General features: G+C 64.9%; 17 protein-coding genes, 2 tRNA genes and 1 pseudogene. 8 read left to right on the top strand and 12 right to left on the bottom strand.

All coding sequences use genetic code 11. The features are described 5' to 3' along the window. Window positions 1-36: 36 nt before the first annotated feature. The 5 genes from ABWP22_RS07245 to ABWP22_RS07265 form a co-directional block, all read right to left on the bottom strand. Window positions 37-111: transfer RNA gene (locus tag ABWP22_RS07245), tRNA-Phe, on the bottom strand. A 43-nt stretch (window positions 112-154) separates the two neighbouring features. Then, on the bottom strand, window positions 155-376 hold the full coding sequence (gene yacG, locus ABWP22_RS07250) for a DNA gyrase inhibitor YacG (protein ID WP_353199288.1): 222 nt from the start codon (window positions 374-376) through the stop codon (window positions 155-157). Next, window positions 360-1,298 carry a ribonuclease gene (locus ABWP22_RS07255; protein ID WP_353199289.1) on the bottom strand — a complete coding sequence of 313 codons (939 nt, stop codon included), beginning with the start codon at window positions 1,296-1,298 and terminating at the stop codon, window positions 360-362. The genes yacG and ABWP22_RS07255 overlap by 17 nt, the downstream gene beginning before the upstream one ends. After that, complete coding sequence (locus ABWP22_RS07260) at window positions 1,295-1,864, bottom strand: Maf family protein (protein ID WP_353199459.1); 570 nt, start codon at window positions 1,862-1,864, stop codon at window positions 1,295-1,297. Before ABWP22_RS07260 ends, ABWP22_RS07255 begins: the two co-directional genes overlap by 4 nt. Window positions 1,865-1,884: 20 nt before the next feature. Further along, a complete protein-coding gene (locus ABWP22_RS07265; RefSeq protein WP_353199290.1) occupies window positions 1,885-2,202 on the bottom strand; it encodes a 2Fe-2S iron-sulfur cluster-binding protein in 318 nt (105 codons plus the stop codon). A gap of 87 nt (window positions 2,203-2,289) precedes the next feature. Between ABWP22_RS07265 and ABWP22_RS07270 the strand changes: the two genes are divergently transcribed. Continuing rightward, window positions 2,290-3,231 (top strand): NAD(P)-dependent oxidoreductase, encoded by a 942-nt coding sequence (locus ABWP22_RS07270; protein ID WP_353199291.1) that lies wholly within the window; start codon window positions 2,290-2,292, stop codon window positions 3,229-3,231. 18 nt (window positions 3,232-3,249) lie between these two features. On the opposite strand, the gene ABWP22_RS07275 is transcribed toward ABWP22_RS07270, so the two are convergent. Further along, window positions 3,250-3,867, bottom strand: a complete 618-nt coding sequence (locus tag ABWP22_RS07275) for a DUF1134 domain-containing protein (RefSeq protein ID WP_353199292.1) — start codon at window positions 3,865-3,867, stop codon at window positions 3,250-3,252. Window positions 3,868-4,031: 164 nt separating this feature from the next. On the opposite strand from ABWP22_RS07275, the gene ABWP22_RS07280 reads away from it, so the two are divergent. Both ABWP22_RS07280 and ABWP22_RS07285 read left to right on the top strand, forming a co-directional pair. Continuing rightward, window positions 4,032-5,333 carry a UDP-glucose dehydrogenase family protein gene (locus ABWP22_RS07280; protein WP_353199293.1) on the top strand — a complete coding sequence of 434 codons (1,302 nt, stop codon included), beginning with the start codon at window positions 4,032-4,034 and terminating at the stop codon, window positions 5,331-5,333. Between the two features lie 70 nt (window positions 5,334-5,403). Continuing rightward, window positions 5,404-5,495, top strand: a tRNA-Ser gene (locus ABWP22_RS07285). Window positions 5,496-5,871: 376 nt separating this feature from the next. Here the strand turns inward: ABWP22_RS07285 and ABWP22_RS07290 are convergent. Both ABWP22_RS07290 and ABWP22_RS07295 read right to left on the bottom strand, forming a co-directional pair. Continuing rightward, window positions 5,872-7,020, bottom strand: coding sequence for a porin family protein (locus ABWP22_RS07290; RefSeq protein WP_353199294.1), 1,149 nt, complete (start codon window positions 7,018-7,020; stop codon window positions 5,872-5,874). Between the two features lie 2 nt (window positions 7,021-7,022). Further along, entirely contained in the window at window positions 7,023-7,724 is a 702-nt protein-coding gene (locus ABWP22_RS07295; protein ID WP_353199295.1) for a transferrin-binding protein-like solute binding protein, read from the bottom strand. 783 nt (window positions 7,725-8,507) lie between these two features. On the opposite strand from ABWP22_RS07295, the gene ABWP22_RS07300 reads away from it, so the two are divergent. After that, window positions 8,508-8,981 (top strand): YqaA family protein, encoded by a 474-nt coding sequence (locus ABWP22_RS07300; RefSeq protein ID WP_353199296.1) that lies wholly within the window; start codon window positions 8,508-8,510, stop codon window positions 8,979-8,981. Here the strand turns inward: ABWP22_RS07300 and ABWP22_RS07305 are convergent. Genes ABWP22_RS07305 through modA form a run of 3 tightly spaced genes read right to left on the bottom strand, consistent with a single transcriptional unit; the run spans window position 8,978 to window position 11,050 of the window. Then, window positions 8,978-9,664: an ATP-binding cassette domain-containing protein gene (locus ABWP22_RS07305; protein ID WP_353199297.1), complete on the bottom strand. Its 687-nt coding sequence runs from the start codon at window positions 9,662-9,664 to the stop codon at window positions 8,978-8,980. The two genes, ABWP22_RS07300 and ABWP22_RS07305, sit on opposite strands and share 4 nt — an antisense overlap. Further along, the gene (gene modB, locus ABWP22_RS07310) at window positions 9,657-10,322 is read right to left on the bottom strand and encodes a molybdate ABC transporter permease subunit (RefSeq protein WP_353199298.1); all 666 of its coding nucleotides are present in this window, start codon (window positions 10,320-10,322) and stop codon (window positions 9,657-9,659) included. The genes ABWP22_RS07305 and modB overlap by 8 nt, the downstream gene beginning before the upstream one ends. Then, a complete protein-coding gene (gene modA, locus ABWP22_RS07315; RefSeq protein WP_353199299.1) occupies window positions 10,319-11,050 on the bottom strand; it encodes a molybdate ABC transporter substrate-binding protein in 732 nt (243 codons plus the stop codon). Before modA ends, modB begins: the two co-directional genes overlap by 4 nt. 65 nt (window positions 11,051-11,115) lie before the next feature. Here modA and ABWP22_RS07320 point away from each other — a divergent pair, with 65 nt between their 5' ends. Then, window positions 11,116-12,255, top strand: a complete 1,140-nt coding sequence (locus ABWP22_RS07320) for a pyridoxal phosphate-dependent aminotransferase (protein WP_353199300.1) — start codon at window positions 11,116-11,118, stop codon at window positions 12,253-12,255. 98 nt (window positions 12,256-12,353) lie between these two features. Here ABWP22_RS07320 and ABWP22_RS07325 read toward each other — a convergent pair whose 3' ends face one another. Next, window positions 12,354-13,571, bottom strand: coding sequence for a TCR/Tet family MFS transporter (locus tag ABWP22_RS07325; protein ID WP_353199301.1), 1,218 nt, complete (start codon window positions 13,569-13,571; stop codon window positions 12,354-12,356). A gap of 133 nt (window positions 13,572-13,704) precedes the next feature. On the opposite strand from ABWP22_RS07325, the gene ABWP22_RS07330 reads away from it, so the two are divergent. From ABWP22_RS07330 to ABWP22_RS07340, 3 genes and pseudogenes are all read left to right on the top strand, one after another. Next, a complete protein-coding gene (locus ABWP22_RS07330; protein WP_353199302.1) occupies window positions 13,705-14,094 on the top strand; it encodes an NADH:ubiquinone oxidoreductase subunit NDUFA12 in 390 nt (129 codons plus the stop codon). Between the two features lie 8 nt (window positions 14,095-14,102). Further along, window positions 14,103-14,603: an outer membrane lipid asymmetry maintenance protein MlaD gene (mlaD, locus tag ABWP22_RS07335; protein ID WP_353199303.1), complete on the top strand. Its 501-nt coding sequence runs from the start codon at window positions 14,103-14,105 to the stop codon at window positions 14,601-14,603. A gap of 169 nt (window positions 14,604-14,772) precedes the next feature. Next, window positions 14,773-15,165 (top strand): annotated as a pseudogene (locus tag ABWP22_RS07340) (DUF2155 domain-containing protein); the annotation flags it as partial. Between the last annotated feature and the right edge of the window lie 22 nt (window positions 15,166-15,187).

Genomic DNA, 15,187 nt, shown 5'->3' on the forward strand with positions numbered 1-15,187 from the left:
CCCACGGCCCAGCCGATTTTTTGCGGCCAGAGAAAATGGTGCCCGGGGGCGGATTTGAACCACCGACACGGGGATTTTCAATCCCCTGCTCTACCCCTGAGCTACCCGGGCCCACAGCGCGCGCGGCTGGGTGGCCGGCGTGGGAGGACGGCAATTAGCCAGCCTCGTGCGGCTTGTCCAGCGCCGACATGTCAGAAAGTTCGTCCTCATTGGCGTTGCCGGGGATGACATAGACGTCGGACAGCCAGGCATTCAGGTCGCGGCTGCGGCAGCCTTCCGAACAGAACGGTTTGAACGCCGCCACGGCGGGCTGCTTGCGGCAATAGACGCAGGGACGCGGAGCCGATGCCTTGGGCGAATCAGCCTTGTTGGACATGGGGCATTTCTCCTCGTTCCACGGCCACGCGACCACCGGTGATCCGCGCCAGTTCCGCGACCAGCGCCGGCCGCGCGCCGAGCCAGTCGTGCACCGATGGCGGGCCACTGATCGTCACGGCGCCGGTCAACCGCATGGCGCGGCGCAGCAGTTCCAGCGCGGCAAAACCCGGCCGCCGTGCCTCCTCCAGCAGCGACAGGCGCCCGCGTGGCCGGATGATCTGCACCAGGCCAAAGCCGTTCATGGCGGTTTTTTCAAACGGGTTCGGCAGATGTGTGGCCAGCAGCGCATCCACGATCGCACGCGCGGCCCGGCCGCCGAGCGACGGGAAATCCACCACCACCGGGCCGGTGATGCCATGGCGGCGAATCGCGGCGGCCACGGCGATGGCGGCGGCTTCGGCGAGACGGCCGGGATCGCCGGGGCCATCAACATCGATCACCAGCATGCCCGGCGTCGGCGCCATCAGCAGGCGGCCGCCGGGGAAATCGACCACGCCGGTCACCGCCTCCTCCACCACCGCATCCCAGTTGGCTTCGCCCAATCGGTCCGCGCCAAAGGGCGTCACCAGTGTCGGCTGTTCGAACGAATCGGCCAGCGCCGGCGGGGCCTGCGCCGGGCCAGCATGGGCCACCACCCGCGCCTGCTTGTCGCGCGCGCCGTCGCTGCGGGCTTCGCGCACCACCTGGGCCAGCCTTGTCTGGCCTTCGTGCCAATCGGCCGGGCGCGGGCTGAGCAGCGCCTCTTCGCCGGCAATTTGCACCACCGCGTGCCCGGCATCGCGGCGAATCAGCCGCGCCGGCGCCACCAATCCGAACGGCAGCGCCACATCATTGCGGCGCAGATGCGCTTCGATCACACTGTCACCATTCAGCAGCAGCGCGCGCGCCGCGCCCGGTGCCGCCTCAACCAACGCCGTCATTCGCGCCAGCCGCTGGCCGCCAACAGCAGGCGCGTGTCGTTCAGCGGCAGGCCAACCACGCCGGAAAAACTGCCCGACAGGCTGCGCACAAACGCCTCCGCAGCGCCCTGGATGGCATAGCCACCGGCCTTGCCCTGCCAATCGCCGCGCGCAATCAACCAATCGATGTCCGCCGCCGTCAACCGCTGAAAGGTCACCACCGTCTCGCTCAAGCGCTCCCGCAGTTGCCCGCCGGCATCCACCACCGCCACGGCGGTCAACACCCGATGCCGCCGGCCCGACAGCAGCGCCAGGCAGGCACGCGCCGTGGCCTCATCTTCGGCCTTGGGCAGGATGCGCCGGCCCACGGCCACCACCGTGTCCGCGGCCAGCACGATCTGGCCGTCATGGCGCGGCGCCACCGCCAGCGCCTTTTCGCGGGCCAGCCGGCGCGCATGGTCCCGCGGCAGTTCGGTCTTGCCCGGCGATTCGTCGATCGCGGCCGGGTCCACCGCCGCCGGCACCAGCCCCAGCCGGGCCAGCAGATCAAGCCGGCGCGGACTGGCCGATGCCAGCACCAGCGCCATCGACGGCCCCACGGTCAGGCTCAATCTTCCGGCGCGATGGTGACGCGCAGGCCGTCCAGGGCGGCGGTGAACGGGATCTGGCACGACAGGCGGCTGTTCGGCTGGTTGTGATCCGACGAATCGAGCAGATCGGCTTCATCGGCGTTGGCCGGGCCGGTGCGCGCCATATCGGCTTCATCCACATGCACATGGCAGGTGGCGCACGAACAGCAGCCGCCGCACAGCGCCAGCAGCTCATCGATACCGGCGTCCTTGATGATTTCCATCACGCTCAGACCAATTTGTGCGGGCAGCACGCGCTCTTCGCCGCTGCGGGTGGTGATCGTGATGCTGGCCATGGCAACCTTCTCTGGCAAAAGTGAACGACACGCCCCTGTAGCGAGCCGCCGCGCTTGCCGCTAGGGTTCAGCAAAAGGGGAATGAACATGCGCATCGCCCATCAATTCGCGCCGCCGATGTCGGCGATGCTGGCCGGCTTGCCCGGTGTCACCTCGGCGACGCATGTGCCGCAGGCGGATCGCTGGGCGCTGCCCACCGATGTCGATGTGCTGTTCGTGCTGCACGGCGAAGGTGAAGATCGCGCCCAGGCGCTGGACGCGCCGCGCCCCGCCGGCTGGCCGGGCACGGTGAAACTGGTGCAACTGGCCAGCGCCGGCGCCGATGATTATCCGCCCTGGCTGTTCGAAGCGACCGTGGCCAGCGCATCGGGCACCACCGCCATTCCGATTGCCGAATATGCCCTGGCGGTGATGCTGGCCCACGCCAAGCAATTGGCCAGCATCATCCTGACGTCGGACGACGCGTGGCCGGAACGCCAGCAGTTCGTCGCGCAACCGCTCGGCACGCTGCATGGCCGCACGCTTGGCCTGGTCGGGCTGGGCAATATCGCCACCCAGGTCGCGCATTATGCCCACGCCTTCGGCATGACCATCATCGCTGCGCGCGGCAGCAATGCGCCCGCGCCGCAGGCGTGGATCAAGGTGGCACCTTTGGATGAGGTGGTGGCGCGCGCCGATCATCTGGTGCTGGCCGCGCCGATCACGCCAGCCACGCAGCATCTGCTGAACGCCGATCGGCTGGCGCGCATGAAGGCGGACGCACACATCATCAATGTCGGGCGCGGCGGCCTGATCGATCAGGATGCGTTGCTGGCAGAACTGGACAAGGGCCGGCTGTGGGCGAGCCTGGATGTCACCGATCCCGAACCGCTGCCGGCCGGCCATCCTCTGCTGGGCCACGCCCGCTGCCGCATCACCCCGCATGTGTCGTGGAGCAACCCCGATATCAACCGCCGCATCATGGAGCGGCTGATGGAAAATATCCGGCGGTTGGGTGCGGGCGAGGCGTTGCTGGGGGCGCTGACCTGAACCGGCGAGAACACGGGATCAGAACGGCAGCACCCGGCCCTTCTTGGAAAAGCGCATATAGCCGCCGTTCAAACCAAGCCGCGCACCCACGCCAAGCTTGATCGGCACCACCACGATTCGGCCGCGCTGCATGTAATTGGCGGTGAAGCCGCCGATCAGATAGGCCTTGCCCTCGGCCGCCGGGAAGCGTTGAAACAAGTCCTCGGTATCGTCGAGATTATAGACCAGCGCGAACACCTTCGATCCGTCACCGCCAAAATCAAAGCCCACCGATGGCCCGGTCCAATGGACTTTCCGCTGGCCTTCCACCTTGTGATACAGCGTCCCGCTGCCATAACGCACGCCGACGACGAAGGCGCCGCCCACCTCCCGGCCGACGATATAGGCGTTGGGCTGGCCGCGATCCTTGAACGTCTTGCGGACGATTTCGGCAAGGCCTTCGGCGCCCTTGCCGAACACATCTTCGGCTGCACCGAGCACATCGTCCTCGGCATAGACCGGCGCGGTGGCTGGCGGCGGCGGCGACGGCTGGGCTGGCGCGGGTTGTTCGGCTGGCACGGCTTGCGCGAAGGCCGGGCCGCCGATCGTCGCCATCAACAACAGCGACACTGCAGTGGATAATGACGTGCTTGTCATGCCGAGCTCCAGGAAAACCTCTGCCGATATGGCTGCCACGATGTGAACCAGGCCTGACCCGGCAAGCCACCAAAATCGCAATTCCTGTTGTAGCGCGCGCGGTTGCCCTGTGCTAGCCGCACCCGCATCACACGAATCCTCACGCCAGCCCGGGAATTACTGCAATGCGTATCGCAATGATTGGCTCAGGTTATGTCGGACTGGTTTCGGGGGCCTGCTTCGCGGATTTCGGCCACACCGTTGTCTGTGTGGACAAGGATCCGTCCAAGATCGACCGGCTGAACAACAATATCATGCCGATCTATGAACCGGGGCTGGACACGCTGGTCGCCAGCAATGTGAAAGCCGGGCGGCTTAGCTTCACCACCGATCTGGCCGCCGGCATCGAAGGCGCCGAAGCGGTGTTCATCGCAGTGGGCACGCCATCGCGGCGCGGCGATGGCCATGCCGATCTGTCGTACGTCTATGCCGCGGCCCGCGAAATCGCCCAGGCGATCAAGGGATATGTGGTGGTGGTGAACAAATCCACCGTGCCGGTCGGCACCGGCGACGAGGTGGAGCGCATCATCCGCGAAGAACGCCCGGATGCCGAATTCGCCGTCGCGTCCAACCCGGAGTTCCTGCGTGAAGGTGCCGCCATCGGCGATTTCAAGCACCCGGATCGCATCGTCGTCGGCACCGAGGATGATCGCGCCCGCGCCGTGATGACCGAACTGTACCGGCCATTGTTCATCAACCAGTCGCCGCTGCTTTTCATGGGCCGCCGCTCGGCGGAAGTGACCAAATATGCCGCCAACGCTTTCCTCGCCACCAAGATCACCTTCATCAACGAAATGGCCGATCTGTGCGAGGCGGTGGGCAGCAATGTGCAGGACGTGGCGCGCGGCATCGGCATGGATGGCCGCATCGGCAGCAAGTTCCTGCACGCCGGCCCCGGCTATGGCGGCAGCTGCTTCCCCAAGGACACGCTGGCACTGATCAAGACCGCGCAGGATTACAACTCGCCGGTGCGCATTGTCGAAACCGTGGCGGCGGTGAACGAGGATCGCAAGCGCCGCATGGCGCAAAAGGTGATTCGCCTGGCCGGCGGCGACGTGGCCGGGAAGACGGTGGCGATCATCGGCCTGACCTTCAAGCCCAACACCGACGACATGCGCGATGCGCCGTCGATCGCCATCATCGAAGAACTGCAGAAGGCCGGTGCCACCATTCGCGCGCATGATCCGGAAGGCACCGAACAGGCGCAACTGGTGCTGAAGGATGTCGCCTATTTCGACACGCCCTACCAAGCATTGGAAGGCGCCGACGTCGCCGCGATCGTGACCGAATGGGAAGCCTTCCGCGCGCTCGATCTGGCGCGCGTCAAATCGGTGATGAAGACTCCGGCGATTGCCGACCTGCGCAACATCTACCGCCCCAGCGAGATGGCCAGGCATGGCTTCGCCTATCTGGCGGTCGGGCGCTGATTGCCGGCGGCTGTGACCGCAAAGCTGTTGCCAAGCGCGCAGCCAAGTGGTTATAGCCGCCGTCTCGTCCGGAGTCGTGGGTGAGTGGCTGAAACCAGTAGTTTGCTAAACTGCCGATCTGGGTAACTGGATCCGAGGGTTCGAATCCCTCCGACTCCGCCATATATTCAATGTTTTCAATCTCTTAAAAGAAGGGTGGGGGTAATACCCACCCTTCTACCCACCTTTGGAACCGGTCTTGGGGCGGATGTGGGGCGGCAAGAACACTTACCCCCACCCCCTACAAATTCCTGCTCAGCCAGACCCCACCCGGGGGTACCCCCCCCCTTTCCCAGATATGGGACCCATGCTTCCTTCCTACATAATGATCTGCTCGTTGGATGGTGGTTCCGTTCAATTCGAGCAGGTGTTACCCTTGCCAATCCCAGCACCGCGCCCAGCCGCACAGTCTGATTCTTTCATTGGGTTCGATCCGAATCTAAATCCGCCTCTGCATCCCTGCGTCGAGAAACACTTCCTCCGCAGCCGCCTTCATGTCTCAGAAGATTTGCCTGACCCCGATGTTGAAGCCGCAGTTGTTGACCCTGTAATAAGCGATGTTCGAATCGTTCAGAGAGCAGAAGGGGTTTAAAGTTGGGAGGAAGCCCCTGAACCTGACCCGGTCCGAACTAATCGCTGCCCCAACATAAAGCGCCTTATCCGACCGCCTCTGCCCCCAGAATGGATCAGTACGCCAGAACTGGGTCACATAAGGGTAAAATGTCGCCGCGACTGTCACCCGCTTAAAGTTGAGCGCTGCCTCGAAATCCACCCCCGCATTAACATAACGTTGCTCGGCGAACGAAGCATCGCGAACTTCAAACGTTGGTCCGACGGATACAGCCATGGCAGGATTAAAAGTGTAGGTGACAGGTGCAGTCGCACGATAGTTCATGCCAGACAGGCCATCGCCCGGCAGGAAGTGATAGTATCCAACCTGCAAGCGAGGTTGGAATTCCAACTTTTGATTAATTATTCTCCGATAGCCTACCTCGACATAGGGCAGCCGATAGGATCGGTTGGTCATCTGCTCAAACTGAGCGCCGATCCTTACTTCTAGCGGTTTGTTCCTGATCTGCTTGCCGACAGACACATTGCCGACCAACATATTAACGTCCGGGTGTTTTGGCATTTCACGAAACGAGACGTTGGCGCGCACATCATAACCATTAGTAAACGTTCGCTCGTATCCCGCACTGAGGATGAACCCCCACAGATTTTTGTCCTTCTGGCTTAGCTGAAGGGTGAACGGACTGCCAAGGAAGAAGAGTTGAACCTCCGCAGGTTGGTTGAGTGGGTTAGATGCTTTCGTTATTGAAACGCTCAGGCTTAGCTTGCCGCGCTTACGGTCAATCTGATCGGTGAATTTGAGGATCGTGACCTTCACCGCTGGAGGCGGGTTTGACTGATATATCTCGACAAAAAGCGCGCGCGCCTCTTCAGCGCGGCCATTAAACCAGAGTGCACGGGCCAATTCTAAGCGGATGCGTATCGCTCTGGTCTGTCCGTAAAGACGCTCAAGGATAGGGACCGCCACTGCCGCCTGACCAACATCGATCAGGCGCAATGCGAATTGGAATTCGCCATCAATCTCTGCAGGCGAAGAAGCAATGACCTGCACAGGGGCGTTCAAAGCCGATAACAGCATTGTTACGGCCTCTTGGCTCCGAATGCTCCTACGTATTGGCAAGGAGTGCAGGAGCCGAAATTACTAATCATAAAAAATGTGCCAGCAACTTCTTGCGCTACTGGGCCATAAAAATTGCCAGCAAGTGTCCCAGAAAACCCAAATAATTTCTCGCCGGTTCCAATTGGGTCTACCGATGTAACTTGTCCGGAAAATGCACTAGAACCGACGTTATAGCTTAGCAGTCCAAACATAGGTTGCGCGCCGCTGCCTGAACGAAAAGCTATTGATCTTGATCCAAAATTTACTTCTAGGGTGACGGCACCCGTGCTTTCTCTAACATTAACTCCTCCTTGGGACGAGTAATATCCAGTAGAGGTGCCATTATATGTTACTGAACCTGTTGTTGGTACTGATGTGCCCTGAGTTGCGGTGCCACCTTGGAAGCCGTTGATAACCCCCCCGCTTGTAGTTAATCCACTCCATGCGCCATAACTCATATAGGAATACCCGGCTGATGGTGCATCAACCATAATTAATGACGGACTTCCGCTCGGGGAAGCATATTTTATAATATTTGGGTTGGCAGCAAGCCGTACCTTTGTCGATCCGTCAGAGTTGTTGAAATTTACGGATGACAGGCCGCCCTGTACAGAGATTCCAGTCTGAGCACCTGCGTTATAGGTGATATCCGTTACGAGGCTTCCTGCAATTACAGTACCCAAAGTTCCAGAAGAACTTAATCCAGATGGCTTATTGTAGGGAGCCTCGACTGTGCTCCCGGACAGCCTAAGAGTCCCATTTACGGGGACTGATTGCCAGTTAGAAAAAGCCGTCGGCGTTGGGGTCGGCGTTGGCGTAGGCGACGGCGTCGGGGGAGGCGCGGGTATTGGGTTTACGCCACCCCCAGTGCCTCCACCGCCACAAGCTGAAAGGCAGAGAACAATCGGGGCAATGGCTAGCAGGCGCAATGCTTGACGCTTTCCTGAAGGAGCACAGCCAAAGGAAGGGTGAGTCCCGCTATTTTGAAACATAATAAGCCCCCGTGTCCGAACCGGCTGATGCCGGGTGGTTGAACACATGCGAGCACGGGGCAGCATGCCTCCCGTATTTCCTACGAGAGGTATTATATTTCGGGAGCCGCCCGACATAGGCGGTTCCGTGCTCCGCACACATGTGCACTGCCAAGGCTGTTCAGACCCGAGCAGATGGCGGTTGTTGCCATAGCTTTTACGGTTTGAAAAGCACCGAACGCACTTGCGTAATTGCCCTAACCGTCCGGCCCCAAGGCCACCTGCAGGTTTAGGCCGGCCTGCTTGCCGTCGGCTGTGTAACCGACCTTGGTGCTTGTCTTTGCGTGCTTGACCGTTAACGCTGCTCGTTAACCGACTGATCTTGCTGGTATTACAGTAGCCAGAAGAAGCTCTCTAGACCCTACTAAGTAGGACTCCGACTCCGCCACTGAACAGAAGAACGCGCCTGCGAACCCTCGTTTGAAGGTTTGGCGCGTGCCGGGCTTGGTCAGCCGCCCCGGCCCGGCTATGCCGCCGCAGATGGTCACCGATGCTGCCGCCCTGATTGCCTTGTTCGGCAACGCGCTGCTGGCCGGATCGATCCTGCCGGCGCAATCGGAACTGGTGCTGGCCGCCATGCTGCACGCCGGCAGCCTGTCGCCCTGGTTGCTGGTGGCGGTGGCGACCGCCGGCAATGTGCTGGGCGCGTGCCTCAACTATCTGCTCGGCCGTTCGGCGGCGCGCTTTCGGCATCGGCGCTGGTTTCCGCTCACGGATGCGGGCTGGCAGCGAGCCACGCGCCTGTTCAATCGCTATGGCGTGGGGACGTTGCTGCTCAGCTGGCTGCCGATCATCGGCGACGGCTTCACCCTGATCGCCGGCGCCGCGCGCACGCCGCCCTGGCTGTTCCTGGCGCTGGTCACGCTGGCCAAGGGCGGGCGCTATGCCGTGCTGGCGGCCTTGTTCTAACCGTTCAGCCAGCGGCCAAGCTGGCTTTCCGGATCGGCCAGCACATGCGGCCCCTGCTCGACGATGCGGCCATCCACCATGAAGGCGGCGGTATCGGCAATGCCGGCGGCATCCTCCAGATCATGGGTGACGATGATCATCGGCGCGGCGCTCATCACGCGCATCTGCGCCACCAGGGCGACCAGCGCGCGGCGCACCGGGCGATCGACGGCAGCGAAGGGTTCATCGAGCAGCAGCAGCGCCGGTTCGCGGGCCAGGGCCCGTGCCAAGGCGACGCGCATCTGCTCCCCGCCCGACAGTTGTGCTGGCCGGCGGCGAGCCGCGGCCCCGTCGAGTTGCACCGCCGCCAGCAGCGCCAGCGCCGCATCGGCATCGCGGCGGCCTTGCGCGATCATCACATTGCCCAGCGCATCGAGATGGGGGAACAACCCACCGCCCTGCATCACCAGCCCGACGCGCCGCCGCCATGCCGGCAGGCCTTGCCGGCCATCCTGCCACACATCATCGCCCACCTGCACCCGGCCCACCGCCGGCACCAGCCCGGCAATGGCATTCAGCAGGCTGGTCTTGCCCGCTCCTGATGGCCCGACCAGCGCCAGCGTCTGCCCCGGCAGCACGTGCAAGTCCGCCGACACCGCCAGCGGGCCGGCCTGGGTCAGCGCCAGCGTCAGGCCCTCAACCACGCTTGCGCCCCAGCAGGAACAGCAGCGCCACCGCGGTCACGCTGACCCCGGCCAGCAGCACCGCCAGCCGCACCGCGCCGGCCATGTCGAACGCCTGCACCCGATCATAGATGGTCAGGCTGAGCGTCGCCGTTTCGCCCGGAATCGCGCCGCCGACCATCAACACCACGCCGAATTCGCCCAGCGTGTGCGCAAACGCCAGCACAGCGCCGGTTGCCAGCCCCGGCCAGGCCAGTGGCAGGTCCACGCGGGCAAAGGCGCGGCTTGGCGACAGACCGCAACTGGACGCCGCCCGGCGCAGATCATCGCCGACCCCGCGAAACGCCTGCACCGCCGGTTGCACGGCCAGCGGCAGGTTGATCAGCACCGACGCCAGCAGGATGCCGGCAAAGCTGAACACCAGCCGGCCACCGGTGAGCGCTGCCCACGCCCGGCCAACTGGCGTGTCCGGCCCCATGGCGATCAGCAGCGCCAGCCCGACCACGGTCGGTGGCAACAGCAGCGGCAGCAGCAGCAGCGCCTCCAGCAGCGGCTTGCCGGGCCAGCGCGTAGTGGCGAGCCAATGTCCAAGCAGCACGGCCACCGGCAGCAGCATCAGTGCCGTCGCGCCGGCCAGCGCGAGCGACAGGCGCAGCGCCGTCAGATCCGCGTCAATCATGGCAGGCCGAAGCCCGCCCGGCGCAGCGCCGCGCGCCCCTGCGGCCCGGTGAGCCGGGCGGCGAACGCGCGCGCCGCCGCATCAGCGCGCGGCATCAGCACCAATGTCTGCACCAGCGGCGCATGCAAGGCTGGCGGCACCGGCACGACGCTCAGGCCGCCACCCGCCTGCCGGGCCAGCGGCAGCGCCACCAGCCCGGCCTCGGCCGCACCGCTGGTCACGAAGCTCAGCGCCTGGGCGACATTGTCGCCCAGCACCAGCCGCGGCAGCGCCGCTGCGCGCGCGCCCAGGCTGGCCAGCACGCCCTGCGCGGCGAGGCCATAGGGCGCATGGGCCGGATTGGCGATCGCCAGATGGCGCACGCGGCCATCGATCAGCGCCGCCTTCAAACCGTTCAGATCGCGCACGCCAGCGCCCGGCCGCACCACCAGCGCCAGCCGCGCCAGCGCATAGGGGCGGGCCACCGCGCCGGGCGCGGCTGCCACCACGCGCTGCGCCGTGGCGGCATCGGCCATCAACAGCAGATCATAGGGCGCGCCGTTCATCGCCTGCTGCGCCAGATTGCCCGACGATCCAAACACCAGGGTGATGCGCTGGCCGGTGGCGGCTTCGTGGGCCTGCGCAAGCGCCGGCAGCGTCGTGCGCAGATCGGCCGCCGCCGCCACCGTGGCGGCTCGCGCGGCCAGCGGCCAGACCATCAGCAACAGGGCGAGGAAACGCAATATCATCGCGGCGTCATGCCAGCGCCGGCCACCCTGTGCAACGCACACACATCCTTGCTAAGGCATCGCCCATGCACCGCCCTGATCCCGTCGAGCCGTTCCACGCCATCGCCCTGTCGCGCCTGGCCCGCCAACTGGAGGGCGAAGGCCGCAGCATCATCCACATGGAATTCGGCCAGCCCTCCACCGGCGCGCCCGCCGCTGCCATTGCGCGGGCGCAGCATGTGCTGGCCACGGATCCCGGCAGCTATTGGGAATCCGAACCGCTCAAGGCCCGAATCGCAAAGCTTTATGCCGACCGCCACGGCGTGACAGTGGCCCCCGAACGCATCATCCTCACCTGCGGCGCGTCACCAGCGCTGGTGCTGGCGCTGAGCTCGGCCTTCCGCCCCGGCGATGTGATTGCCATCGCCCGCCCCGGCTATGTCGCCTATCGCAACAATGTACGGGCGCTGGGCATGATCCCCCAGGAGATCGCCTGCGGGGCGGACAGCCGATACCAGATCACCGCCGCGCATCTCGCCGCGCTCGATCCCGCGCCGGCCGGGGTGATCATCGCCAGCCCGGCCAACCCCACCGGCACCATCATCCCCGCCGACGAAATGGCCGCCATCGCCGCCGTGTGCAAGGTGCGCGGCATCCGCATCGTTTCGGATGAAATCTACCACGGCCTGTCGTTCGTCGGCCCGGTGGCGAGCGCGCTGGAACATGCGCCCGACGCGCTGGTGGTGAACAGCTTCTCCAAATATTTCTCCATGGTCGGCTGGCGGCTGGGCTGGCTGGTGGCGCCGGATGATCTGCTGGGTGCGGCGCGGGCGCGCATGGGCAATCTGTTCCTCACCGCGCCCACGCTGTCGCAGCATGCCGGGCTGGTGGCGATGGACTGTGTGGACGAACTCGAAGGCCACATCGCCCGCTATGCCGCCAACCGCGCGCTGATGCTGGCGGCGCTGCCGGCGATGGGCCTGACCAGGATCGCCCCGCCCGATGGCGCCTTCTATATCTGGGCCGATGTCGGCCATCTGACCGACGATGCCATGGCGCTGGCTGAACAGTTGTTGCGCGATACCGGCGTCGCCTGCGCGCCGGGTTTCGATTTCGATCCGGTGGATGGGCATCGCTATCTGCGCTTCAGCTTTGCCGTGTCGACGCCGTTGGTCGAAGAGGCCTTGGCGCGCATGACGCCGTGGTTCAATTCCCCTCCCCTTTAGGAGAGGCGCTGGGGGTGGGAATGCGCAGTGAGGACCAAACGGCGGCCCCGGCGGCACAGCCCCACCCCCGACCCCTCCCCTGAAGGGGAGGGGAGAGATCAGCCCGCCGCCACCACGCGCCGGCCGGCGTGGGCGCGGAAGAACAGCACCGCCGTGAATCCCACAAACACCAGCGACAGCACGAACGGCGCCCCCGGCGCATAGACCGGCGCACCGCCACCGGAAAACCAGCCGAAAGTGTTGGTCATCAACGGCGGGCCGATGATCGCCGAAAGGCTCTGGATCGACGCCACCGCGCCCTGCAGTTCGCCCTGCTCGGTCGGCCCGATCTCGGCCGACATCAGGCCTTGCAGGCAGGGGAACACCAGGCCCTGGCAGCACGACACCGCGATGCCCAGGTAAACCATCCAACCGACATCGGCCATCGCATAGGTGCTGTAGCCGGCCACCGCCGAAATCAGCCCGAAGATGATGATGCGGCGCTGGCCGAAGCGCGGGATCAACCGCCGGCTGAGCACGCCCTGCACCAGGGCGCCCGACACGCCGACGGCGGCGAGGCTCCAGCCGACCTGTTCCGGTGTCCAGCCGTAGCGCAATTGCCCGTGATACGACCAGATCGAATAGAGCGACTGGTAGGAAATCGTCCACACCAGCACGGTGGCAGCCAGCATCAGCACCACCGGATGCGCCGATTTCAGCCAGACCAGCGCGCCGACCGGATTGGCGCGCCGCCAGGCAAAGGGCCGGCGCCGTTCCGGCGGCAGCGATTCGGGCAGCACGAACAGGCCATAGACAAAATTGCCCATCGCCAGCGCCGCCGACAGCAGAAACGGCACTTCCGATCCAAATTTCGCCACCAGCCCGCCCAGCGCCGGCCCGATGATGAAACCGAAGCCGAAGGCCATGCCGATGACGCCGAAATTCGCGCCGCGCTTCTCCGGCGGCGTCACATCGGCGATATAGGCATAGGCCGTGGGGAAGGTGGCGCCGGTGATGCCGGCCACCACCCGCGCCGCCACCAGCCAGGCCAGTGTGGGCGCATAGGCCATCACCAGATAGTCGAGGCTGAACGCCGCCAGGCTGGCCAGCAGCACCGGCCGCCGGCCAAAACGATCCGACAGCCCGCCGATCACCGGCCCCATCACGAACTGCACGCTGGCGTACAGGAAGGCGATCCAGCCCGACACCTGCGCGGCGCTGCCCAGATCACGCCCGGTCAATTTCATGATCAATTCCGGAAACACCGGGATGACGATGCCAAAGCCGATCGCGTCGATCAGCACGGTCACGAAGATGAAGGCCAGGGCGCGGTTCACGCGGCAGGCGCCATTGGGTGCTGGTTCATGGGGAGGGTGGTTAGCGGCTTTTTCGCTGCGCGCCTATCCGAACGTCGCTGGGGTTGCGCGGCTGCGGCAAAATATGCTTGGGGTGGTGCGAAGGAACCTGCCCGTGTCGCTGCTTTCGATGCTCTTTACCTGGTGGAACGGCCCCGGCCTCACCACACGTCTGTTCACCGCGCGCCATGGCGTTGAGGTCGGCCGCGATGATCAGGGCAATATCTATTACCGCAAGGGCAGCGGGCCCACCGAGAAGCGCTGGGTGATCTACAACGGCGAACCCGAAGCCAGCCGTATCCCGCCGGAATGGCATTTGTGGATGCACCGCACCGTCAATGATCCGCCCAGCACCAAGCCGCTGGTCACCCGCACCTGGGAACGCGGCTGGACGCCCAATGCCACCGGCACCAGGCTGGCCCACCGCCCCAGCGGCGCGTTGATTGCGGGAGCCAAGCGCGCGGCGACCACGGGTGATTACCGCGCCTGGACGCCGGACGCCTGACAAGGGCCATGGCCAGCACCCTGAAAGACAATCTGATCGAAGCCATTGTCGGCCTTTTGGTCGTGATGATGGCGGTGGGCTTTGTCGGCTTTGCCTGGGCACGCACCGGGGCGGGCGGCGGCCAGGACGGTGTCACCCTGCTGGCGCGCTTTCCCAACATCGGCGGCGTCACGCTGGGCACCGATGTCAAGGTCGCCGGCGTACGGGTCGGCAAGGTGGCCGGGCTGGAGCTGGATCCCACCAGCTATCAGGCGGTGCTGAAGCTGACGGTGGACCGCGGCCTGAAACTGCCGATCGATTCGTCGGCTGCCGTCAGTTCCGAAGGCCTGCTTGGCGGCAATTTCATCGCACTGACGCCCGGCGGTGACCCGGCGCTGCTGAAGGATGGCGAGGAAATCGTCGAAACATCGGGCGCGCCCGATCTGATGGGCCTGATCGGCAGCGTGGTGAACAGGTCCGGCGGGGAACCGCCAGCCGCCCAGGGCAGCGCCGATGCGCCCAAGCCCTAGGCAAAGCTGCGCTTTGATTGAAGCACTCCCGGCTCCCTCCCCCCTGCGGGGAGGGCGACTCGGCGCCAGCCGAGCGGGGTGGGGGAACCTGCCTTTCGTGACCACTCGCGCAACCCCCACCCCGCTCGCGCCAAGGGGCGCGAGTCGCCCTCCCCGCAAGGGGGAGGGAATGGTGCGCTGCAACCTACTTGGACTGCTGCTGGCGGGGCTGGCGGCCGGCCCGGCGATCGCCCAGCCGGCCCCGCCCGCAGCATCACCGCCGGCGTCGGCTACCCCTGCCCCGCCAGCAGCACCGAAACCAGCCCTGGGCGTCACCGCGCCCACCCCGGTGAAGGATCGCGTGCTGGTGATCGGCGCGCTGGCCAAGCGCACCGGCAAGACGCAGTATTTCACGCTGAAGCCGGGCCAATATGTCGATTTCACCGGCATCCGCATCATCGCGCGCACCTGCGAAACCACCCCGCCGTGGGAATCCCCCACCTTGTCAGGTGCGTTCCTGCAGGTGAACGAAACGCTGCGCGGCCAGCCGGCGCGGCGGGTGTTTTCCGGCTGGCTTTATGCCGAAACCCCCAGCCTGAACGTGA

The organism is Sandarakinorhabdus sp. (assembly GCF_040398665.1).
In the GTDB taxonomy this organism is placed as follows: Bacteria; Pseudomonadota; Alphaproteobacteria; order Sphingomonadales; family Sphingomonadaceae; genus Sandarakinorhabdus.